Below are 22,373 nucleotides of genomic sequence, written 5' to 3'. Positions count from 1 at the left end.
CTTCGGCACCGAGACGAATCCGACCCTCGTCCCTATGACCCTATGGAAAGATGGAGCACATGTTGCGTTGGCTGACTGCAGGCGAGTCCCACGGACCCGAGCTGATCGCCCTCATCGAGGGCCTTCCGTCGGGCGTTCCGATCACGAGAGACCAGATCTCTGCCGACCTCGCCCGGCGACGGCTGGGGTATGGCCGCGGCGCGCGCATGAAGTTCGAGCAGGACGCCATCACCCTGTCGGCCGGCATTCTGCACGGGCGCACCATCGGCTCTCCCATCGCGCTGCGCATCGGCAACACGGAGTGGCCGAAATGGCAGGAGGTCATGACGCCCGACCCGGTCGACCCCCAGACGCTCACCGGCGGTCGAGCCGCGCCGCTCACCCGGCCTCGGCCCGGCCATGCCGATCTGGTCGGCATGCAGAAATACGGCTTCGACGAGGCACGGCCGATCCTGGAGCGCGCCAGTGCCCGTGAGACTGCGGCACGCGTCGCCCTCGGCGCGGTCGCCCGGGCGTTCCTCGGCGAGCTCGGCATCCGACTGGTCAGCCATACGACGGCCATCGGCGGGGTCGCCGCACCCGATGACGAGCCGCACCCGACGCCCGAAGACGTCGAGCGACTTGACGCCGACCCGGTTCGCTGCTTCGACCCCGAGACTTCGAAGCGCATCGTGGAGCGCATCGACCAGGCTCACAAAGACGGCGACACCCTCGGCGGCGTCGTCGAGGTGGTGGCTTACGGGCTTCCGGTCGGCCTCGGCTCGCACATTCAGTGGGACCGCCGCCTGGACGGCCGTCTCGCGCAGGCCCTGATGGGCATTCAGGCCATCAAAGGTGTCGAATGCGGCCAGGGCTTCGGCCTCGCAGCGGTGCCCGGTTCGCAGGCGCACGACGAGATCGGCGCCACCGCGACGCCCGGCGGGCAGCGCATCACTCGCGCATCGAATCGCGCCGGCGGTCTCGAAGGCGGCATGTCGACCGGGCTGCCGCTGTGGGTGCGCGCCGCGATGAAGCCGATCGCGACCGTGCCGCATGCGCTGCGCACAGTCGACGTGAGCACTGGCGAGCCGGCTCGCGCGCACCACCAGCGCTCCGACGTGTGTGCGGTGCCGGCAGCCGGAGTCGTCGCCGAGGCGATGGTCGCGCTCGTGCTCGCCGAGGCCGTGCTCGAGAAGTTCGGCGGCGACTCGATCTCCGAGACGCGGCGCAACCTGCAGAGCTTCCAGGCCGGCGTGCCCGATGCACTGCGCACCAGCCACGAGGTGAACCCCGCATGGTGACCGTGCTGATCGGCCCTCCCGGGGTCGGCAAGTCGAGCATCGGCCGAGCCGTGGCCGCCCGTCTGGGTGTTCCCTTCGTCGACAGCGACGCGCTCATCTCGCAGCAGTACGGGCCGATCCCCGAGATCTTTCTGCACGACGGCGAGGCCGAGTTCCGGCGCAAAGAGCAGCGCACGGTCGCGCAGGCACTCGCCGCTGATGAGGCGGATGCCGTGGTCGCCCTGGGCGGCGGGGCTCCGCTCGCAGCGGCCACCCAACGCCTGCTCGCCGACCACTTCGTGGTCTTTCTCGACGTCGACGCCGCGCACGTCGGCGAGCGCATCGACGGCAGCCTGCCCTCGCAGACCGACATCGCATCCGCCGCAGACGACCGGCCCGCCGTTCGACCGCTGCTGGCCGGTGGCCTCGACGCCTGGCAGCGACTCTACGACCAGCGACTCGACACCTATGCCGGTCTGGCCGACCACACCGTCGACACTCGCGATCTCGATCGTGACGCGGTGGCCGACGAGGTCGAGCGCGCGATCGCACAGAGGAGAGAAATGCAGCAGTCAGACGAGACCACGGCGCAGATCGACGGGCTCGAGCCCTGCACGGTGCACGTGGGCGGAGAACGCCCGTATGACGTGTTCATCGGTGAGAACGTGCTCGACCGGATCGCCGACGCCGTCGACGACCGGGTCACGCGAGTGCTGATCGTGCACCAGCCGACTGGGCAGGCGCTCGCCGAACGGCTGCGCGACCAGCTCGGCGGCCGGGTGCAGGCGATGACCGCCGAGGTGCCCGACGCCGAAGAGGGCAAACGGCTCGAAGTGATCGGCTTTCTCTGGCAGGTGCTCGGCAAGGCCGACTTCACCCGCACCGATCTGATCATCGGGGTGGGCGGGGGAGCCGTCACCGACATCGCCGGATTCGCCGCGGCGACCTGGCTGCGCGGCATCAAAGTCATCCAGGTGCCCACGTCGGTGCTCGGCATGGCTGACGCGGCCGTCGGCGGCAAGACCGGCATCAACACCAACGAGGGCAAGAACCTCGCCGGTGCGTTCCACACGCCTGCGGCCGTGTTCGCCGACACGACGACGCTCGCGACGCTGCCGCGCAACGAGCTGCTCACCGGCTACGCCGAGGTCGCCAAGTGCGGGTTCATCGGTCAGAACTCGATTCTCGACCTGATCGAGCAGCATGTCGAGCAGGCGGTCGACCCCGCCTCGCCGGTGTTCCTCGACGCGCTGAGGCAGGCCGTGTCGCTCAAGGCCGATGTCGTCGCGGGAGACCTGCGCGAGTCCGGTCGACGCGAGATCCTCAACTACGGTCACACGCTCGGGCACGCGATCGAGTATGCCGAGCGCTACCAGTGGCGGCATGGCGCGGCGGTGTCGGTCGGCATGGTCTTCGCCGCGCACCTCTCGCACCTCACCGGCCATCTCAGCGACGCCGACCTCGACCGGCACTACACCGTGCTGCAGTCGCTGGGGCTGCCGACGACCTACCGTCGCGGAGCCTGGGAGCAGCTGCTGGTGGCGATGCACCGCGACAAGAAGGCGAGGGGCGACGTGCTGCGATTCATCATTCTCGACGGAATCGGCCGCCCGATCGTGCTCACCGGGCCCGAACCGGATCTGCTCTTCACCGCGTACCAGGAGATCGGCGAATGACCGCCGCCGAGCAGGCGAGCGCCGCACCGACTGTGCTGGTGCTCAACGGACCGAACCTTGGGCGGCTGGGAGCCCGGACGCCCGAGGTCTACGGCACTGCATCCCTCGACGACCTGACCCGCGAACTCCGCACCGCGGGCGCACGACTCGACCTGCAGGTCGATGTGCGCCAGAGCGACGATGAGGCCGAGCTGATCGGCTGGCTGTTCGAAGCCATCGAACGGCGCTGCCCGGTCGTGCTCAACCCGGCCGCGTTCACGCACTACTCGTATGCGCTGGCGGATGCTGCGGTGCAGGTTCCCGAGGCCGGCCTGCCGCTGGTCGAGGTGCACATCTCGAATCCTGCAGGGCGTGAGCGGTTTCGGCACCGCAGCGTGATCTCAGCCGTCGCGACCGGAACGATCGCCGGTTTCGGCTTCGACTCGTACGTGCTCGCGCTCGACGCGATCGCGCGGCTGCAGCGTCGCTGACCCGCCGCACCACTCGCCGCATCTGCAGGCGAGGGAGTAGACTGGGCGAGTGTGTCTGCTCTTCGGACGAGTGGCACCGGCGCGACGGATGTCGACGCGGCGCGAGTGAGCGCAGCATCCCCGTCGCGTGAACGAAGACGACTGAACGAACGGAAGACTGTGGCAACCACCAACGACCTGAAGAATGGACTCGTGCTGAAGATCGACGGCCAACTCTGGACCGTCATCGAGTTTCAGCATGTGAAGCCGGGCAAGGGCGGGGCGTTCGTGCGCACCAAGCTGAAGAACGTGCTCACCGGCAAAGTGGTCGATCGCACCTTCAACGCGGGCACCAAGGTCGAGACTGCGACCGTCGACAAGCGCGACATGCAGTTCTCGTACAAAGACGGCGAAGATTTCGTGTTCATGGACAACTCGGACTACGAGCTCATCACGCTGCCGGCCAACGTCGTCGGCGACGCAGAGCACTTCCTGCTCGAGAACCAGGAGGCCACCGTGGCGTTCCACGAGGGCTCGCCGCTCTACGTCGAGCTGCCCGCTTCGGTGACCCTCGAGGTCACCTACACCGAGCCCGGCCTGCAGGGCGATCGCTCGAGCGCCGGCACGAAGGCCGCCACCCTCGAGACCGGCTATGAGATTCAGGTGCCGCTGTTCCTCGAGACCGGCACCAAGGTGAAGGTCGACACCCGCACCAGCGAGTATCTCGGCCGCGTGACCGACTGATGGCCGTCAGCGACCAGACCGAAGACAGCACGCGGCGCCCGTTCAGCGGGCGCACGCTGGCTCGTCAGCGTGCCGTCGATGTGCTGTACGCCGCCGACCTGCGCGGGCAGTCCGTCGCCGAGGCGATCGAGGCCTGGCTGAGCAACGCGAGAGACAATCTCGCGAACAGCCGCCCGCAGAGCGAGTCGGCAGGGCTGCGGCAGCTCGAGGCCGAGCGTGAGCTTGACCATCTCGACACCTATACCTACGCACGACAGATCGCCTCGGGCGTGGGTGATCATCAGTCGAGCATCGACGAGCTCATCGAGAGCTATGCCAAAGACTGGACGCTGGCGCGCCTGCCCAAGGTCGACCTCGCGATTCTGCGCGTCGGCGTGTGGGAAGTGCTCTACAACGACGAGGTGCCGGCAGTGGTCGCTATCTCAGAGGCGTCGAAGCTCGCCGCAGAGCTCAGCACCGACAGCTCCCCGCGGTTCGTGAGCGGCGTGCTGCACGCGATTGCCGAGGCAGAGTGACCGAGCAGCGGCCTGCGGCTCGCGGCGAACGTGCACATGCCGACGCCGAATCGCGTCGTGCGCACCGACAGGTGCGCCCGCGCACCGAAGGCTGGACTCAGCAGGTGGCGGCCGACGGCCGCCCGGTGCTGCAGTTCGCCACCAAGCCGCGGGTGCAGAAGCCGCCGCAGCACCTTGCCGACCTCACTCTGGCCGAGCGCAAAGCGTGGCTCACCGAACTCGGCGTGCCGGGCTTTCGGGCGAAGCAGCTGTCGAAGCACTGGTTCGTGCACCATACCGCCGACCCGGCGAAGATGAGCGATCTGCCCAAAGAGGGGCGTGACGAGCTGGTGGCCGCAGTGCTGCCACAGCTGCTCACCGAAGAGCGCCGCCTGATCACCGACCGCGGTGACACGATCAAGTTTCTCTGGAAGCTCTTCGACGGCGCGCTCGTCGAGTCTGTGCTCATGCGGTACCCGGGGCGAATCACCCTCTGTGTCTCGAGCGAGGCGGGCTGCGGCATGAACTGCCCGTTCTGCGCCACCGGCCAGGCAGGGCTCACCCGCAACCTCTCGACGGCCGAGATCGTCGCCCAGATCGTCGCGGCCAACGCCGTCATCGCCAGCGGGGCGCTCAAGGGCGGAACGCGTGACGACGAGCGCGTGAGCAACGTCGTGTTCATGGGCATGGGCGAGCCCCTCGCCAACTACAAGCGGGTGATGGGGGCCGTGCACCGCATGGTCGATCCCGAACCCGAGGGCATGAACATGGCTGCACGCCAGATCACGGTGTCGTCGGTCGGGCTCGCCCCGGCCATCCGCAAGCTCGCCGACGAGGGCATTCCGGTGACCTTCGCGCTCTCGCTGCACGCGCCGGACGACGAGCTGCGCGACGAACTGATCCCGGTGAACAGCCGCTGGAAGGTGGACGAGGCTCTCGACGCCGCCTACCACTACTACGAGGCGACCGGTCGGCGAGTGTCGATCGAGTATGCGCTGATCAAAGACATGAACGACCACGGCTGGCGAGCCGATCTGCTCGCCGAGAAGCTCAACGAGCGCGGGCAGGGGTGGGCGCATGTGAATCCGATCCCGCTGAATCCCACGCCGGGCTCAGTCTGGACGGCATCGACGCCTGCCGCCACCAGAGAGTTCATCCGCCGCCTCGAAGCCGCCGGCGTCGCGGCCTCGCTGCGCGACACCCGCGGCAAAGAGATCGACGGAGCCTGCGGTCAGCTGGCCGCCGCGGAGTAGTCGCGGTTCAGCCCCGCCGGCCGTTCGCGATGACGGATGCCGACCGTGCCCGCCGGGGCGCGGCAGCGCCGACCCTGGGTGTGGGTGACAGCACCGTGCCTGCAGACATGTAGACTGATGCGGTCAATTCGCGTCTCTTCCAGAGAGATACTGTATTCAGGGGCAACTCATATGCGTAGAGGGCTGCTCGCGCTCGCTGTCGTCACTGTCTGCACACTGACCGGCTGCACCGGTCAGTCATCAGACTCCACCACAGGTCAGTCCGGAGTGCCCGCTGACTCGTCGGAGTAGCAGGCGTCGGCGACCGTTGACTCGCCGACGCAAGTGGCACAGCGATTCGTCCAGGCCCTCGAGAACGGCGACTGCGCCGCGGTCCGCAGCGCTGTAGTTCCCGACTCGACGTCTCTCGACTCCTCTGAGTGCACAGACGGCGAGGGTGCAGGCCTCGACGCGGCCGCCGTATCGTACGGTGCCGAGACGATCGACGGCGACGCCGCGACGGTGCCGATCACCTATCGGGGGAACCCGCGCAACCTGATGCTCGCCCGGCAGACCGACGGCAGCTGGCTCGTCGACATGGATGCGACTTACGCGCAGGCTTCGTCAGCCCAATTCAGTAGCCGCGCTGCGAGCCCGATTCTCAGCGAATCAGCCACACGAGAGACCGGGCAGGCTGCCGGTCCGATGCCAGTGGTACACTCGGTTGAACATCCTTTAACGACCGTCCTGTGAGGCGGGAAAGGAAGACACCCGTGGCAACAACTGTGATGCAGGCGGGCGACATCGATCGCGCCCTGACACGCATTGCCTTCGAGATTCTCGAGGGCAACAAAGGCTCAGACAATCTGGTGCTGCTCGGCATTCCGAGCAGGGGAGTGCCCTTGGCCCGGCGACTCGCCGCCAAGATCGCGAAGACCGAGTCGCTTGCCGATCCCGACGCGCTCGTCGGCTCGATCGACATCACCATGTATCGCGACGATCTTCGCGCCAAACCGCTGAAGCATCCGCAGCCGACACAGGTGCCGCTCAGCGGCATCGACGGCAAGACCGTGGTGCTGGTCGACGACGTGCTCTACTCCGGCCGCAGCGTGCGCGCGGCGCTGGATGCGCTGGGCGAGCTGGGGCGGCCCGAGGTCGTCCGCCTCGCGGTGCTGGTCGATCGCGGGCATCGTCAGCTGCCGATTCGCGCCGACTTCGTCGGCAAGAACCTGCCGACCTCGCGCAGCGAGCAGGTGCAGGTGCATCTCGAGCCGCTCGACGCCACCGACGAGGTGGTGATCTCGTGAAGCATCTGCTCAGCACACGCGACCTCGACCAGTCGACTGCCGTCGGCCTGCTCGACATCGCCGAAGACATGGACGCGGTCAACCGCCGCGAGATCAAGAAGCTCCCGACGCTGCGCGGTCGCACTGTGGTCAACCTCTTCTACGAGAACTCGACGCGCACCCGCATCTCGTTCGAGGCCGCTGCGAAACGTCTCTCGGCCGATGTGATCAATTTCACGGCCAAGGGCTCGAGCGTCACCAAGGGAGAGTCGCTCAAAGACACGGCCCAGACGCTCACCGCCATCGGCGCCGACGGCGTGGTCATCAGGCACAGCGCCGACGGTGCCGCTCACCGCCTCGCGCAGACCGACTGGATCGACGCCAGCGTCGTGAACGCGGGCGACGGCACGCACGAGCACCCCACTCAGGCGCTGCTCGACGCCTTCACGATCCGCAAACGCCTGCACGGCGACGCCTCGCGCGGTCGCGCTCTGGACGGCGTGCGCGTGCTCATCGTCGGCGACATCGACCACTCCCGCGTCGCGCGCAGCGATCTCTGGCTGCTCACGACGCTGGGAGCCGAGGTCGCCTTCGCCGGGCCGCCCACGCTGATCCCCTTCGGCATCGACAGCTGGCCGGTTCGTGTGTACGACGACTTCGACGAGGCGATCGCCGCCGGGTTCGACGTTGTGATCATGCTGCGCATCCAGCTGGAGCGCATGCACGACGCGTTCTTCCCCACCAGCGAGGAGTACACCCGGCTCTGGGGGCTCGGCGAGCAGCGCCTGCGCCGTCTCGGCGAACAGGCGCTGGTCATGCACCCGGGCCCGATGAACCGCGGTCTCGAGATCAGCTCGTTCGCCGCGGATTCGGCGCAGGCCACCGTGCGCGAGCAGGTCGCCAACGGCGTCTCGGTGCGCATGGCCGTCTTGTACTCGCTGCTCGGCACCGCCGGCCTCGGCGATACGAATGGAGGCCTCGCATGAGTCGCGACATCGTCATCACCAATGTGCGTCTGCTCGGCCGCGACGCCGTCGACATCTGCATCTCGGGCCGACGGATCGTCTCGGTCGAGCCGACGGGCGCGACCATGGCATCCGCCGCCGATCACGACAGCGGTCATGACGCCGTCCTCGTCATCGACGGCTCGGGACTCATCGCGCTGCCCGGTCTGGTCGACCTCGGCGCCCACCTGCGCCAGCCCGGCCTCGAACAGGTCGAGACCGTGGCCTCGGCTTCGCAGGCGGCCGCGCTCGGCGGGTTCACCGCGGTGCACGCCCTGCCCGACACCGACCCGGTCGCAGACACGGCCGGCAACGTCGAACTCGTGCACCGGCTGGGTCTGGACGCCGGTTATGTCGACGTGCGCCCGATCGGCGCCGTCACGGTCGGCATGCGCGGCGAACGCCTCGCCGAGATCGGCGCGATGGCGCACTCCGCCGCACAGGTGCGGGTGTTCAGCGACAGCGAGACGGGCATCACCGACTCGCTGCTGCTGCGCCGCGCGCTCGAGTACGTCAAGCCCTTCGACGGGGTGATCGCACAGCATGCGCAAGATCCCGTGCTGACCACAGACGCCGAGATGAACGAGGGCGAGCTGTCGAGCCGTCTCGGGCTGCACGGCTGGCCGGCCGTCGCCGAGGCCGCGGTCATCGCGCGCGACGTGCTGCTGGCCGACCACGTCGGAGCCCGACTGCACGTTCGGCACGTCTCGGCGAAAGGCAGCGTCGACGTGCTGCGCTGGGCCAAACAGCGCGGCATCGACGTGACCGCAGACGTCACCCCGCATCACCTCGCTCTGACCGAAGAACTCATCGCCGGCTACGACCCGCGTTACAAGGTCAACCCGCCGCTGCGCGCCCAGGCCGACGTCGAGGCGCTGCGCGAGGGCCTGGCCGACGGGACCATCGATGCGATCGCGACCGATCACGCGCCGCAGCCGCCTGAGGCGAAAGAGTGCGAATGGGCGCACGCCGAACCGGGGATGCTCGGGCTGCAGACCGCCCTGCACGTCGCACAGGCTGCGCTGGTCGACACCGGCGTGCTGAGCTGGGGCGATCTCGCCCGCGTGCTGAGCAGCGCGCCGGCCGCGATCGCCGGCGACGCCGAACAGGGACAGCAGCTCACCGCCGAAGCGATCGCCAACCTCGTGCTGATCGATCCTCTGGGCAGCACCACGCTGCAGCGCGACGACATCGCGAGTCTGTCGTGGAACTCGCCCTGTCTGGGGAAGCAGCTGCCGGGACGCGTCGTGGCGACGATCAGCCGTGGCGTGCCGACCGTGCTCGACGGTGCACTGTGCGCGCCAGAGGCGGTGTGCACGTGGATCTAGATCCCAAAGTCATCCCCACTGTCGTGACGCTGCTGCTGGTGATCGCAGCGTTCACCGGCATGTGGGTCGGCTGGCGGCGGCGCACACGCCGGCAGGAGGCGCAGCTGCCCGGGCTCGAGCCGATGCCAGCGGTCGACCAGCTGGGCGATCCGATGGCCGCGGGCCACGCGCTCTATGTCGCGACGACTGAGGCTGACGACCCGTTGAACCGCATCACCGCGGGCGACCTGGGGTTCCGCGCACACGCGACCGTGCGCGTCCATGCCCAGGGCGTCGTCGTCGAACGCGACGGCGCGCAGCCACTGTTCATCTCGAAGCAGAGCCTCGACGGGGCCGGGCTTGAGAACTACGCGGTCGACAAGGGCGTTGAGAAGGGCGGCCTGACCGGCATCGACTGGCGTTGGGGCGACCGTGAGGTCACCTCGTTCTTCCGCATGCGACGACCCAAGGACGGCCCTGCCATCATCACGGCCGTCCGGACCATCGCCCCACCGCAGTCTGCCGCTCGGAGGGCTCGCGATCTCATGTTCTGATCAGACGCAGACCGAGACCGCAGCGCTTCGGCACATCCGCAGCCCCCTGCACCAGCATCCATCAGACCGACGACGTCACGAACGTCACAGAGACCATTCAGAGCAAGGAGCACTCACCAGTGTTTGAACCAGCAATTCTCGTGCTCGAAGACGGCACCCGCTACACCGGGCGCGCCTACGGAGCACAGGGCACCACCTTCGGCGAGGCGGTCTTCGCCACCGGCATGACCGGCTATCAAGAGACCCTCACCGACCCGTCGTACGCGGGGCAGATCGTCGTTCAGACGGCGCCCCAGATCGGCAACACCGGCGTGAACGACGAAGACAACGAGTCGCGTCGAATCTGGGTCGCCGGCTACGCCGTGCGCGAGCCCAGCCGCATCGTGTCGAACTGGCGCGCCACCTCGAGCCTGGACGACGAGCTCGTGCGCCAGAGCATCATCGGCATCTCGCACATCGACACGCGTGCGCTCACTCGTCACCTGCGCGACAAGGGCGCGATGCGCGCCGGCATCTTCTCGGGAGACGCCGCCTCGCTGACCGCGGACGAGCAGCTGAGACAGGTGCTGGCCTCGCCGCACATGGCCGGGCAGAATCTCTCGGCCCAGGTGACCACTCCTGAGGCCTATGTCGAGCCCGCCGTCGGCCAGTCGCATGGCAGCATCGCGATCATCGATCTCGGGGTCAAGCGCGCGACGGTGCGCAAGATCGCCGCACAGGGCTTCGACGTGCACGTGCTGCCCTACACGGCGACCTTCGCAGACATCCAGCGGCTCGAGCCGGTCGGCGTCTTCTTCTCGAACGGCCCGGGCGACCCCGCAGCCAGCGACGACGTCATCGGCACGCTGCGCGAGGTGCTGGGCCATCGCATCCCCTTCTTCGGCATCTGCTTCGGCAACCAGCTGCTCGGCCGCGCGCTCGGCCTCGGCACGTACAAGCTGCCGTTCGGTCACCGTGGCATCAACCAGCCGGTGCTCGACAAGGCCACAGGTCGCGTCGAGATCACCGCGCAGAACCACGGCTTCGCGGTGCAGGCCGAGACCGAGGGCGTCATCGACTCGCCCGAGGGCTTCGGCCGCGTCGAGGTCAGCCACATCGGTCTGAACGACCAGGTCGTCGAAGGGCTGCGCTGCCTCGACATCCCGGCGTTCTCGGTGCAGTACCACCCCGAGGCCACCGCCGGCCCGCACGACGCGAGCTACCTCTTCGACCGCTTCCGCGAGCTGGTGCTCAACGGGCAGGGCACCGCCACAGACGTTCAGGCTTCGGGCCTGGAAGGAGACGACAAGTAATGCCACGCAGAACAGACATCAACAGTGTGCTCGTCATCGGCTCGGGCCCGATCGTCATCGGCCAGGCCTGCGAGTTCGACTACTCCGGCACCCAGGCGTGCCGTGTGCTGCGCGCCGAGGGCATCCGCGTCATCCTCGTGAACTCGAACCCGGCCACGATCATGACCGATCCCGACTTCGCCGACGCGACCTACATCGAGCCGATCACCACCGAGGTGCTCGAGACCGTCATCGCGAAAGAGAAGCCCGACGCGATTCTGCCCACGCTGGGCGGTCAGACGGCGCTCAACGCGGCCATCCAACTCGACAAGGCAGGCATTCTCGAGAAGTACGACGTCGAGCTGATCGGAGCGAAGGTCGACGCCATCGAGCGCGGTGAGAACCGAGAGATCTTCAAAGAGCTCGTCGTCGAATGCGGTGCAGACGTGGCCCGTTCGCACATCTGCCACACGCTGGAAGACTGCCTCGAGGCCGTCGAAGACCTGCACTACCCGGTCGTCGTGCGCCCCTCGTTCACCATGGGGGGGCTCGGCTCGGGCTTCGCCTACGACGAAGACGACCTGCGCCGCATCGCCGGCGCCGGCCTCGACTACTCGCCGACGGCCGAGGTGCTGCTCGAAGAGTCGATTCTGGGCTGGAAGGAATACGAGCTCGAGCTGATGCGCGACAACGCCGACAACACGGTGGTGGTCTGCTCGATCGAGAACTTCGACCCGGTCGGCGTGCACACCGGCGATTCGATCACGGTCGCCCCGTCGCTGACGCTCACCGACGTCGAATACCAGAAGATGCGCGACATCGGCATCGACATCATCCGCGCCGTCGGCGTGGACACCGGCGGCTGCAACATCCAGTTCGCGATCAACCCCGAGACCGGGCGCATCATCGTGATCGAGATGAACCCCCGTGTCTCGCGCTCGTCGGCGCTGGCCTCGAAGGCGACCGGCTTCCCGATCGCCAAGATCGCCGCCAAGCTGGCCATCGGCTACCGTCTCGACGAGATTCCCAACGACATCACACAGGTGACGCCGGCGAGCTTCGAGCCGACGCTCGACTACGTCGTCGTCAAGGTGCCCCGCTTCGCGTTCGAGAAGTTCCCGGCTGCGGACGACACGCTCACCACGACCATGAAGTCGGTCGGCGAGGCCATGGCCATCGGCCGCACCTTCACGCAGGCGCTGCAGAAGGCGCTGCGCTCGGTCGAGAAGAAGGGCTCGACCTTCCACTGGGGCGAGCTGCCGACCGACGCCGACGGGCAGCCCAGCACTGCCGACGAGCTGCTGCGCATCGCGAAGCGCCCGACCGATGGCCGCATCGTGACGCTGCAGCAGGCGATGCGCGCGGGTGCGTCGATCGAGCAGGCCCACGAGGCGACCGGTATCGATCCGTGGTACCTCGAGCAGATCCAGCACATCAACGAGACCGCCGACTGGATCGCCGAGGCGGTCGAGCTCGACGAGCACGTGCTGCGCATCGCCAAAGAGGAGGGCTTCAGCGACGTGCAGATCGCGCAGCTGCGCGGCCTGACCGAGCAGCAGGTGCGCGATGCCAGGCACGGCTTCGGGCTGCGCCCGGTCTACAAGACGGTCGACACCTGCGCCGGTGAGTTCCCCGCACGAACGCCCTATCACTACTCGACCTATGAGCAGGAGACCGAGGTCGCGAAGTCGGGCAAGAAGCGCATCGTGATTCTCGGTTCGGGCCCGAACCGCATCGGTCAGGGCGTCGAGTTCGACTTCTCGTGCGTGCACGCCTCGTTCGCACTGCACGACGCGGGCTACGAGACCATCATGGTCAACTGCAACCCCGAGACCGTGTCGACCGACTACGACACCTCTGACCGTCTGTACTTCGAGCCGCTCACGCTTGAAGACGTGCTCGAGGTCATCCATGCCGAGAGCGAGGCCGGCGAGCTCGTCGGCGTGATCGTGCAGCTCGGCGGTCAGACTCCGCTGGGCCTGGCGAAGGGGCTGAAGGCGGCTGGCGTGCCGATTCTCGGCACGACGCCAGAGGCGATCGACCTGGCCGAGGAGCGCGGCCTGTTCGCCGAGATCCTCGAGCAGGCGAACCTGCTGGCACCTCGCAACGGCATCGCGACGAACGTCGAGGAGGCACTCTCGGTCGCCGAGCACATCGGTTTTCCCGTGCTCGTGCGCCCGTCGTTCGTGCTCGGCGGCCGCGGCATGGAGATCGTCTACGACCGGGAGTCGATCATCGACTACTTCGAGCGCATCGGCGACCAGGCCCTGGTCAGCGCCGAGAACCCGCTGCTCGTCGATCGCTTTCTGGACGACGCAGTCGAGCTCGACGTCGATGCGCTGTACGACGGCGAAGAGCTCTTCATCGGCGGCATCATGGAGCACATCGAAGAGGCCGGCATCCATTCGGGCGACTCGAGCTGCTCGCTGCCGGCGGTCAGCCTCGGCGAGTCGCACCTGCGGGCCGTGCGCCAGGCGACCCTGGGCATCGCCCGAGGCATCGGCGTCGACGGGCTGCTGAACGTGCAGTACGCGATCGCCGCAGGCGTGCTCTACGTGATCGAGGCGAACCCCCGCGCCAGCCGCACGGTGCCGTTCGTGTCGAAGGCGCTGGGTCTGCCGCTGGCGAAGGCGGCCAGCCTCATCATGGCCGGTCAGTCGATCGCCGACCTGCGCGAGCAGGGCGTGCTGCCCGAGCAGGACAGCACCTTCGTGCCCGCCTCGTCGCCGATCTCGGTGAAAGAAGCCGTGTTGCCCTTCAACCGCTTCACCACGCCCGAGGGCAAGGTGGTCGACTCGCTGCTCGGCCCCGAGATGCGCTCGACCGGTGAGGTCATGGGCATCGACTGGAACTTCCCGGTCGCCTTCGCCAAGGCCGAGACCGCGAGCAACGGCCCGCTGCCGCGCAGCGGCACCGTGTTCGTCTCGGTCGCCGACGACGACAAGCGCAACGTGGTGCTGCCGGTGCTGCGCCTGCAGACCATGGGCTACGACATCGTCGCGACCGCGGGCACCCTGCAGGTGCTGCGCCGCAACGGCATCGAGGCCTCTCTGGTGCACAAGCTGAACGATGAGAAGGAAGACATCGTCGACCTGATCACCGCCGGCAGGATCGCACTGGTGATCAACACGCCCGAGGGCCGCACCGGTCGCACCGACGGCTACGAGATTCGTGCTGCGGCGACCGCCCATGGCGTGCCCGTGTTCACGACGATCGCCGCGCTCAACGCGCTGGTGACCTCGCTGGAGGTCGTCGACGGGCCGTTCGACGTGCACTCGCTGCAGGAGTTCGATCAGCTGCGTACCGAGGCCGCAGCACGGTGACCGGGGCAGACCAGTCGGGCGCCGGTCGGCGCCCCTTCGGCGCACGGCTCGCCGAGACCATCACGCGTCTCGGCGGGCTGTGCGTGGGCATCGACCCGCACCCCGCGCTCGTCGAGCAGTGGGGGCTCACCGACAGTGCGGCCTCGCTCGAGCGCTTCGGCCTGACCGTGGTCGACGCGGCGGCGGGCCGCGTCGGCATCGTCAAACCGCAGGTCGCGCTCTTCGAGCGTTTCGGATCGAGCGGTCTCGCTGCGCTGGAGCGTGTGATCGCCGCGGCCCGGTCGGCCGGTCTGCTCGTGATCGCCGACGCGAAACGCGGCGACATCGGTTCGACGAATGCGGGCTATGCCGCGGCCTGGCTGGCCGCCGAGGCGCCGCTGGCCAGTGACGCGCTGACCATCTCGCCCTATCTGGGTGTGGATGCGCTGGCACCGCTGGTCGATGTGGCGCGCGCCGAGAGCGCCGGTCTGTTCGTGCTCGCCGCGACGAGCAATCCCGAGGCCGAGGCGCTGCAGTCGGCGATCGTCGCCGGAGGAGCGGTCGGCGACGCGCAGCGTGAGCGCACCGCGGCCGAGTCGGTGGCGGATGCCGTGGCAGGCTGGAACGCCGCCGGAGACTGCGGCCCTGCGTCTGAGCTCGGCTCGTTCGGCATCGTGTTCGGCGCGACGCACGCTCCGGTGTCACGCGGGCTCGACATCCGCGAGACTCCGGGCACGCTGCCGCTGCTGGTGCCCGGTTTCGGGGCGCAGGGGGCGCAGCTCGGCGAGCTCGACACGCTGTTTCCCAGCGCCCGCCACCGGGTCGTCGCGAACGTCTCGCGGTCGGTGCTGCGTGGCGGCGCTGAGGGGCTGACCGATCGCATCGCCGAGGCTGTGGGAGAATTGCAGGCATGACGACCGCCGCAGAATCCGAGATCACCCCTGCACGACTGACCGTGCTCGCCGGCCCCACCGCCGTCGGCAAGGGCACCGTCGCCGCCTACATTCGCGAGCACTGCCCGCAGGTGTGCCTGTCGGTGTCGGCGACCACCCGCAGGCCGCGGCCGGGCGAGATCGACGGAGTGCACTACTACTTCGTCGACGACGCCGAGTTCAATCGCATGATCGCACAGCATGAGCTGCTCGAATACGCCACGGTGCACAACTCGTACCGCTACGGCACGCCAGAGGCTCCGGTGCGCAAGGCCCTCGCCGAAGGCCGACCCGTGCTGCTCGAGATCGACCTGCAGGGTGCACGTCAGGTGCGCGCGAACGCGCCTGATGCGCGTCTCGTCTTTCTCTCGCCGCCCTCGTGGGCCGAGCTGGTGCGACGCCTGGCCGGCCGCGGCACCGAGACCGCCGAAGAGCAGCAGCGCAGACTTGAGACCGCAAAGGTCGAACTCGCCGCACGAAGCGAGTTCGATGACGAAGTTGTGAACGACTCCGTGGCACGTGCCGCGAACGAAGTCGTACACTTGATGGGAATTCATCCCCAGAAGGAGACCCGCTGAATATGGCCAACACGTACGAAGGCATCATCAACCCGCCCATCGACGAGCTGCTGAAGCGCGTCGACTCGAAGTTCGGGCTGGTGATCTTCGCCTCGAAGCGGGCGCGCCAGATCAACGACTACTACTCCGACCTGCATGACGGCAGCCTGTTCAACAACGTCGGCCCGCTGGTCGACGCGAACGTCGAAGACGAGTCGCTGTCGATCGCCCTGCGCGAGATCGCCGAAGACAAGCTCGAGCTCACCAAGATCGATCCGGCCGAAGAGGCAGCAGCCAAGCAGGCCGCCCTCGACGCCGCAGCCGCCGACGCGGTGGCCGGCGAGGCGGGCGACATCCCGGCTGACTCCGCCGACTCGGCTGCTGCCGAAACCACCACGGACTAATCCTCGTGCGCATCCTCTTCGGCGTGGCCGGCGGCATCGCCGCGTACAAGGCCGTGCAGGCCGTTCGTCTGCTGGTCAAGGCCGGTCATGACGTGCACGTCGTGCCCACGGCGAATGCGCTGCGGTTCGTCGGGCTGCCGACGTGGGAGGCCATCTCGCGCAATCCGGTCTCGACCGAGCTGTTCGACGAGGTCTCGCGGGTGCGGCACGTCTCGATCGGCGAACAGGCCGATCTGGTCGTGGTCGCCCCGGCGACAGCAGACGTCATCGCTCGCGCGGTGCAGGGGCAGGCGGACGACCTGCTCACCTCGTCGCTGCTGGTCGCAGAGGCGCCGGTCATCTTCGTTCCGGCCATGCACTCTCAGATGTGGCGGCACCCGGCGACGCAGGCCAACATCCAGACGCTGCGCGATCGGGGAGTGAGCATTCTCGGGCCAGACGTCGGTCAGCTGACCGGCGACGATCAGGGCATCGGCCGCATGGTCGAGCCCGAGATCATCGCCGAGGCGGTCGAGCGCAGTCTGCGCCCCAAAGACCTGGTCGGTCGCACGATCGTGATCAGCGCCGGCGGCACCCGCGAGCGCGTCGATCCGGTGCGATTCCTGGGTAATGACTCGTCGGGCAAGCAGGGCGTGGCCATCGCCGAAGAGGCGCTCGCCCGGGGCGCCGAGGTCATCATCGTGGCCGGGCATCTCGACGTGCACACCCCGCGCGGGGCCGAGGTCATCAAGGCCCGTTACACCGAGTCGATGCGGCAGGCGATCGAGTCTCTCGCCGACGAGGCCGACTGCATCATCATGGCCGCCGCCATCGCCGACTACCGACCTGCCGACCCGGCCAGCGCGAAGCTGAAGAAATCGCAGGAGGGCAGCGAGCTGAACCTGCGGCTGATCGCCAACCCCGACATCCTCGCCGAGATCTCGCACCGCTCGGGCCGCAGCAATCTCATCGTCGGCTTCGCCGCCGAGACCGCCTCCGGCGACGAGCTGCTCGAACTGGGTCGGGCAAAGATCGCGCGCAAGGGCTGTGACCTGCTGGTGGTCAACGAGGTCGGCGAGGGCAAGACCTTCGGCTTCGACGACACCGATGTGACCATCCTCGATGCCGAGGGGCAGATCGTCGCCGAGGTGAACGGCCCCAAGCGCGAAGTCGCCGAGGTGCTGATCGACCAGGTCGCCCTGGCAATCTGACCCGCGGCGTCACACGCTGGCTTTCTCGGGCGCGGTGTCGCACACTGGTTGACGGTGTGCCCGATCCCGGTGACAGAGTCGCCTGTGACGATCACCCGCCGACGATGTCGCGACGAAGCACCGACCTGACGGTGGCCATCGGCGACGCCTGCCCGCACCCGAGCACGGACGGGCACACGAGAACCTGAGCAAGACGAACGGATGTAGAGGACGACGCATGAGTGAGAGTGAACTGCGACTGATCAGCAGCGAGTCGGTCACCGAGGGGCACCCCGACAAGGTCTGCGACCAGGTCTCCGACGCGATTCTCGACGCACTGCTCGAGGTCGACGAAGAGTCGCTGACGGCCATCGAGACTGTGGCGACCCGGGGGCTCGTGCACGTCGTCGGCGAGATCAAGACCGAGGGATACGTCGAGATTCCGCAGATCGTGCGAGACGTCATCACCGGCATCGGCTACACCTCGAGCGACGTCGGCTTCGACGGTCGCAGCTGCGGGGTCTCGCTGTCGATCGGGCAGCAGTCGCAGGAGATACGCGACGGCGTGCTCACCTCGTATGAGGTGCGCGAGCTCGGCTCGACCGATCCCTTCGACCGTCAGGGTGCCGGTGATCAGGGCATCATGTTCGGCTACGCCACCGACGAGACGCCTGAGTACATGCCGGCCCCGATCGCGATGGCGCACAAACTCACCCGCCGGCTGGCCGAGCTGCGGCACACCGGCGAGCTGCCCTGGCTGCGCCCAGACGGCAAGGCCCAGGTCACCCTCGGCTATGAGGGCGCCGTGCCGCGCACGGTGGATGCGGTGGTCGTCTCGACCCAGCATGATCCCGACCGCACGACGGCCGAGATTCACGAGGCCGTGCGTCGTCACGTGATCGACCCGGTACTGGCCGAGAGCGGGCTCGACGCAGCGGGAATGACCGCGTACATCAACCCGTCTGGCAGTTTCATCGAAGGCGGCCCGGGCTCCGACGCGGGGCTGACCGGCCGCAAGATCATCGTCGACACGTATGGCGGAGCCGCACACCATGGCGGCGGTGCGTTCAGCGGCAAGGATCCCTCCAAGGTCGACCGCTCGGCGGCCTACGCGCTGCGTCATGCCGCGAAGAACGCGGTGGCCGCCGGCCTGGCGAAGCGTCTGGAGATTCAGGTGGCCTATGCGATCGGCAAGGCGCGTCCGGTGGGCCTCTACGCCGATTCGTTCGGCACGGGCACGCTCGGCAGCGATCGACGCATCGCCGAGGTGCTGCTCGACGTGTTCGACCTGCGCCCCGAGGCGATTCTCGAGAATCTCGAACTGCGTCAGCCGGTGTATCAGCGCACGGCCGCCTACGGGCACTTCGGCCGTGACGAGCCCGGGTTCACCTGGGAACGTCTCGACAGAGTCGACCGGCTGCGCGAGGTCGCCGGCCTCTGACGACGACCGCCGGTGCGGTCTCTCGGCTGTTCGGCCGGGGCGTGTCGGAAGGGTCGAGTAGTGTGACAGCATGATCTCAGACGCGACGTCGACGCCCCGCATCGCGCACGTCTGCATCGACTCGCCGCTGCCGCATCTCGATCGTGACTTCGAGTATGCGGTTCCCACCGACCTCATCGGCCAGATTCGCGTCGGCAGCCGGGTGAAAGTGCCGTTCGGGCACCGCCGTCAGCTCGACGGCTGGGTGACCGCGCTCACTGCCGTCGCCTCTTACGACGGGCAGCTGCAGCCGATCCGCAAGGTGGTCGGCAGGATTCCGCCGCTCGATCCTGACGTCTGGGCCCTGACCCGTGCAGTGGCCGACCGGCAGGCAGGCACCGCTGCCGATGTGCTGCGACTCGCGGTGCCGCCACGTCATGCGCGGGCCGAACGCACCTGGCTGACGCAGCATGCTGAAGCCGCTGCACGTCTCGTCGCCGAGCCTCGGCCAGATTCTGACGGCTCTGCGCACGATGCGACCGAGCTCGCGGCAACCTGGGAGCATCCACGTGTGCATCAGCAGCCGCATGTGGGCTGTGACCTCATCTCGAACAATCGCGTGGTCTCGGCCTGGGTGACCGACGTGGTCGGTCTGGTTCGCGAAGCACTCACGCGTGACGAGTCGACGATCGTCGCGGTGCCCGACCAGCGCGACGTCGGTCAGGTGCACGGGGCGCTCGTCGAACGGTTTCCTGACGAGACCGTCGCCAGACTCGACGGAGGGGTCGACGACGATGCCCGGTACCGGTCGTTTCTCGATGTGCTCGGCGGCGTCGCACGCATCGTCGTCGCCACGCGCTCGGCGGTCTACGCACCGGCGCAGCACTTGGGGCAGCTGATCGTGGTCGACGACGGCGACCCCTCGTATGTCGAACCACACGCTCCCTATGCGCATCTGCGCGACGTGGCTCTGATCCGGCAGCAGCAGAGCGGCTGCCGTCTGGTGTTCCTCTCGTCGTCGCGATCGGTCGCCGTGCAGCGTCTGATCGACATCGACTATGTCGAGCCGGGCGCACCGGTGGTGCACCCTCGGGTGATTCCGGCTGCAGCGATCTGGGGCGACGACCCGATGCTGCAGCTCGCGCGCGTGCCGCAGATCGCGTACACGATTGCCCGTCAGGCGTTGGCCAGCGGGCCGGTGCTCGTGCAGGTGGCTCGTGCCGGCTACCAGCGCGAGGTCGCCACCGACGAGGGCACGCGGTCGTTGGCCGGTGCCGGGCGCACGGCCGATGAACTCGGTCGGGCATTCAGCGGGGTGCCGGTCGTCGTGGCCACCGCCGAGCAGCCTCGCGAACAGGTGGGGGCGAGCCCCGCGCTGGTCGTGGCAACCGCTGGCAGCGAGCCGCGGTGTCCGAGCGGGTATGGTGCGGTCCTGCTGCTCGATGCGCTTTCCATCGTCTCGCGAGAAGGGCTGACGGCCAGCGAAGACGCCATGCGGCACTGGTTCGCCGCAGCCGCACTGGCTCGCCCCGACGCCACAGTCGTGCTCACCGGCGTGCAGGGCAGGCTCGCCGATGCCCTGGTGCAGTGGGATGCCGGACGGTTCGCCCAAGACGAACTGGCTCAGCGCGTCGCACTGGGGTTTCCGCCTGCCGTCCGCTTCTTCTCGATCTCGACGGCGCAGGGGGGCACACAGGCGGCTCTTGAAGACGCACACCTGCCCGAGGGCGTCGAAGTGATTCAGACGCAGCTGCTGCCCGGCGAACCGGGCGAGGGCGAACCGGCGCTCGAAGAGGTGACGCTGCTGCGGGTGCCGTTCTCAGTCGGAGCCCGCACCGCGCAGGCGTTGAAGGCCGCGGTGGTGCGGGCGACCACCGGGCCGGTGCGTCAGCAGCACCGCCTGCGCGTGCACGCCGACGACGAGCGCATGCTGCGCACGAGCTGATCAGATCGTCGCTGGCGGCCGACCTGCTGACCGGTACCATGGAGGTGAGCACACACGATGCGCGGCCAGCGCAAACCTGTGATCGGCCGTCGTCGTCCAACATCGCTGCTCTGCGCAGCGTGAAAGGTTGCGATCATGACCATTCGGTACACCCTTCCCACCACAGAGATTCTGCAGGAGCTCGCCGGCGAGCACCCGGCAGCGGTCACGGTCTATGTCGACGCCCAGCCGACGGTGACCGAACGCGAGCGCGCGCAGACTGCCGTGAAGAGTCTCTTCGACGAAGCCGTGTCGCAGCTGAAAGTGGCCGGTGAGCCCCAGAGCGTCATCGACGCGATTCACGCCCGCCGTGACGAAGTGCTCGCCGAGAACGACGTCTGGGCTGACCTCGCACGATCGCTCGCCATCTTCGTCTCGCCCGATTTCAGCGACGTCTTCGTGCTGCCCAGTCGCATCGACGACGCCGTCTTCGTGAGCAATCGATTCGCCGTCGGGCCGCTGCTGCGTGCGGTCAGCCAGCTGCAGGAGGCCTACGCGCTGACGCTCTCGGCCAAGGGCTGGTCGCTGTGGCATGCTACGCCGGAGACCCGGGCCGAGCGGATCGTGCCCGAGGGCGACTGGCCGGCCGATGCCGAAGAGGCGAACGGCAGCCCCGATCTCGATGGCGGCAAAGATCGGGCGAGCCGGCCGAGCAAGATCGAGAACCACCGCTCGCTCTACTACGCGGCCTACGCCCGCGAGGTGGCCCGTGCCACTGCAGCCGAGCTGCAGCGCGTCGACGCCAGAGGCCGGGTGCCGCTCGTGGTCTTCGCGGTGAGCCCGCTGGCCGAGCTGTTCCCGCAGCACTTCGCGGCGAGCGACAGCACGGGGCGCGACGTCACCGTCATCGAACAGGCGGCAGATCATCTGCAGGCCGCTGCCGTCGACGAGCGCATCCGCCACTTTCTCGCCCGCTACAACATCGAGACCGTCGATGCGGGGCTGCGCAGCCTCGGTGAGGGCGACGGGTCGCGCGTCGAACGCGATCTTGCCGCCGTGGGCCGGGCGGCAGCCCAGGGAGCGATCGACACGCTCTACTACGACATCACCAGTCACGTGCACGGCAACTACGACGGTGAGACCGGCGAGCTGACCCTGGACCAAGGCTCCGACGACGTGCTCGGCGAGATCGCGCTGACCGTGCTGCGCCTCGGCGGCGCGGTGTCCGCCGTGCGGGGGGCCGTGCTCGACCAGGACTACTGGACGGGACCGGTCGTCGCCCTGCGTCGCTTCCCCGCCTGACCGACGGTCGCTGATCGCGGCGCAGGCGTCTGCGACCAGGCCGCCGGTGCGCATCCGCTGCGCGCATGACCCGATGCGCACCGCGCC

Annotated in this window: 18 protein-coding genes and 2 pseudogenes; all 20 read left to right on the top strand. The window is 68.2% G+C overall.

The window, feature by feature from the left end:
- The first annotated feature begins 59 nt into the window (after positions 1-59).
- The 20 genes and pseudogenes from aroC to LRX77_RS08105 all read left to right on the top strand — a co-directional run bounded on the left by aroC (position 60) and on the right by LRX77_RS08105 (position 22,286).
- Entirely contained in the window at positions 60-1,280 is a 1,221-nt protein-coding gene (gene aroC / locus LRX77_RS08205) for a chorismate synthase (RefSeq protein WP_231832416.1), read from the top strand.
- On the top strand, positions 1,274-2,935 hold the full coding sequence (gene aroB / locus LRX77_RS08195; protein WP_269453787.1) for a 3-dehydroquinate synthase: 1,662 nt from the start codon (positions 1,274-1,276) through the stop codon (positions 2,933-2,935). The genes aroC and aroB overlap by 7 nt, the downstream gene beginning before the upstream one ends.
- Positions 2,932-3,405: a type II 3-dehydroquinate dehydratase gene (locus LRX77_RS08190; protein WP_231832415.1), complete on the top strand. Its 474-nt coding sequence runs from the start codon at positions 2,932-2,934 to the stop codon at positions 3,403-3,405. The genes aroB and LRX77_RS08190 overlap by 4 nt, the downstream gene beginning before the upstream one ends.
- Before the next feature lie 159 nt (positions 3,406-3,564).
- Positions 3,565-4,128: an elongation factor P gene (efp, locus tag LRX77_RS08185; protein WP_158031577.1), complete on the top strand. Its 564-nt coding sequence runs from the start codon at positions 3,565-3,567 to the stop codon at positions 4,126-4,128.
- Positions 4,128-4,643 carry a transcription antitermination factor NusB gene (gene nusB / locus LRX77_RS08180; RefSeq protein ID WP_231832414.1) on the top strand — a complete coding sequence of 172 codons (516 nt, stop codon included), beginning with the start codon at positions 4,128-4,130 and terminating at the stop codon, positions 4,641-4,643. The genes efp and nusB overlap by 1 nt, the downstream gene beginning before the upstream one ends.
- The gene (gene rlmN, locus LRX77_RS08175; RefSeq protein ID WP_442961624.1) at positions 4,640-5,875 is read left to right on the top strand and encodes a 23S rRNA (adenine(2503)-C(2))-methyltransferase RlmN; all 1,236 of its coding nucleotides are present in this window, start codon (positions 4,640-4,642) and stop codon (positions 5,873-5,875) included. Before nusB ends, rlmN begins: the two co-directional genes overlap by 4 nt.
- A gap of 324 nt (positions 5,876-6,199) precedes the next feature.
- Positions 6,200-6,607, top strand: coding sequence for a hypothetical protein (locus tag LRX77_RS08170; RefSeq protein ID WP_231832413.1), 408 nt, complete (start codon positions 6,200-6,202; stop codon positions 6,605-6,607).
- A gap of 35 nt (positions 6,608-6,642) precedes the next feature.
- Entirely contained in the window at positions 6,643-7,161 is a 519-nt protein-coding gene (gene pyrR, locus LRX77_RS08165; RefSeq protein WP_231832537.1) for a bifunctional pyr operon transcriptional regulator/uracil phosphoribosyltransferase PyrR, read from the top strand.
- Entirely contained in the window at positions 7,158-8,126 is a 969-nt protein-coding gene (locus tag LRX77_RS08160) for an aspartate carbamoyltransferase catalytic subunit (RefSeq protein ID WP_231832412.1), read from the top strand. Before pyrR ends, LRX77_RS08160 begins: the two co-directional genes overlap by 4 nt.
- Positions 8,123-9,472 carry a dihydroorotase gene (locus LRX77_RS08155; RefSeq protein ID WP_231832411.1) on the top strand — a complete coding sequence of 450 codons (1,350 nt, stop codon included), beginning with the start codon at positions 8,123-8,125 and terminating at the stop codon, positions 9,470-9,472. The genes LRX77_RS08160 and LRX77_RS08155 overlap by 4 nt, the downstream gene beginning before the upstream one ends.
- Positions 9,463-10,005, top strand: coding sequence for a PH-like domain-containing protein (locus LRX77_RS08150; RefSeq protein WP_231832410.1), 543 nt, complete (start codon positions 9,463-9,465; stop codon positions 10,003-10,005). The genes LRX77_RS08155 and LRX77_RS08150 overlap by 10 nt, the downstream gene beginning before the upstream one ends.
- 119 nt (positions 10,006-10,124) lie before the next feature.
- Complete coding sequence (carA, locus tag LRX77_RS08145; RefSeq protein WP_231832409.1) at positions 10,125-11,297, top strand: glutamine-hydrolyzing carbamoyl-phosphate synthase small subunit; 1,173 nt, start codon at positions 10,125-10,127, stop codon at positions 11,295-11,297.
- The gene (gene carB / locus LRX77_RS08140) at positions 11,297-14,599 is read left to right on the top strand and encodes a carbamoyl-phosphate synthase large subunit (RefSeq protein WP_231832408.1); all 3,303 of its coding nucleotides are present in this window, start codon (positions 11,297-11,299) and stop codon (positions 14,597-14,599) included. Before carA ends, carB begins: the two co-directional genes overlap by 1 nt.
- Complete coding sequence (pyrF, locus tag LRX77_RS08135) at positions 14,596-15,492, top strand: orotidine-5'-phosphate decarboxylase (protein WP_231832407.1); 897 nt, start codon at positions 14,596-14,598, stop codon at positions 15,490-15,492. The genes carB and pyrF overlap by 4 nt, the downstream gene beginning before the upstream one ends.
- Before the next feature lie 29 nt (positions 15,493-15,521).
- Positions 15,522-16,088: pseudogene (gene gmk, locus LRX77_RS08130) on the top strand (guanylate kinase); the annotation flags it as partial.
- A 2-nt stretch (positions 16,089-16,090) separates the two neighbouring features.
- Positions 16,091-16,342, top strand: a pseudogene (gene rpoZ, locus LRX77_RS08125) (DNA-directed RNA polymerase subunit omega); the annotation flags it as partial.
- Positions 16,343-16,476: 134 nt separating this feature from the next.
- Entirely contained in the window at positions 16,477-17,661 is a 1,185-nt protein-coding gene (gene coaBC, locus LRX77_RS08120) for a bifunctional phosphopantothenoylcysteine decarboxylase/phosphopantothenate--cysteine ligase CoaBC (protein WP_231832406.1), read from the top strand.
- Between the two features lie 217 nt (positions 17,662-17,878).
- Positions 17,879-19,081 (top strand): methionine adenosyltransferase, encoded by a 1,203-nt coding sequence (gene metK, locus LRX77_RS08115; RefSeq protein WP_231832405.1) that lies wholly within the window; start codon positions 17,879-17,881, stop codon positions 19,079-19,081.
- Positions 19,082-19,151: 70 nt separating this feature from the next.
- Positions 19,152-21,005, top strand: a complete 1,854-nt coding sequence (locus LRX77_RS08110; protein ID WP_231832404.1) for a hypothetical protein — start codon at positions 19,152-19,154, stop codon at positions 21,003-21,005.
- 135 nt (positions 21,006-21,140) lie between these two features.
- On the top strand, positions 21,141-22,286 hold the full coding sequence (locus tag LRX77_RS08105; protein WP_231832403.1) for a baeRF3 domain-containing protein: 1,146 nt from the start codon (positions 21,141-21,143) through the stop codon (positions 22,284-22,286).
- Positions 22,287-22,373 lie beyond the last annotated feature (87 nt).

Origin of the sequence: Pseudoclavibacter sp. 13-3, assembly GCF_021168475.1 — a bacterium.
Classification (GTDB): Bacteria; Actinomycetota; Actinomycetes; order Actinomycetales; family Microbacteriaceae; genus Pseudoclavibacter_A.
The sequence above is the reverse complement of the archived record's forward strand: the minus strand, read 5'-3'. Positions and strand labels throughout refer to the sequence as shown.

Coding starts and splice junctions, on each gene's coding strand:
- carB (WP_231832408.1), top strand. CDS start 11,297: ATGCCACGCAGAACAGACATCAACAGTGTGCTCGTCATCGGCTCGGGC.
- LRX77_RS08110 (WP_231832404.1), top strand. CDS start 19,152: ATGATCTCAGACGCGACGTCGACGCCCCGCATCGCGCACGTCTGCATC.
- pyrR (WP_231832537.1), top strand. CDS start 6,643: ATGCAGGCGGGCGACATCGATCGCGCCCTGACACGCATTGCCTTCGAG.
- metK (WP_231832405.1), top strand. CDS start 17,879: ATGAGTGAGAGTGAACTGCGACTGATCAGCAGCGAGTCGGTCACCGAG.
- LRX77_RS08190 (WP_231832415.1), top strand. CDS start 2,932: ATGACCGCCGCCGAGCAGGCGAGCGCCGCACCGACTGTGCTGGTGCTC.
- LRX77_RS08155 (WP_231832411.1), top strand. CDS start 8,123: ATGAGTCGCGACATCGTCATCACCAATGTGCGTCTGCTCGGCCGCGAC.
- aroB (WP_269453787.1), top strand. CDS start 1,274: ATGGTGACCGTGCTGATCGGCCCTCCCGGGGTCGGCAAGTCGAGCATC.
- LRX77_RS08105 (WP_231832403.1), top strand. CDS start 21,141: ATGACCATTCGGTACACCCTTCCCACCACAGAGATTCTGCAGGAGCTC.
- nusB (WP_231832414.1), top strand. CDS start 4,128: ATGGCCGTCAGCGACCAGACCGAAGACAGCACGCGGCGCCCGTTCAGC.
- aroC (WP_231832416.1), top strand. CDS start 60: ATGTTGCGTTGGCTGACTGCAGGCGAGTCCCACGGACCCGAGCTGATC.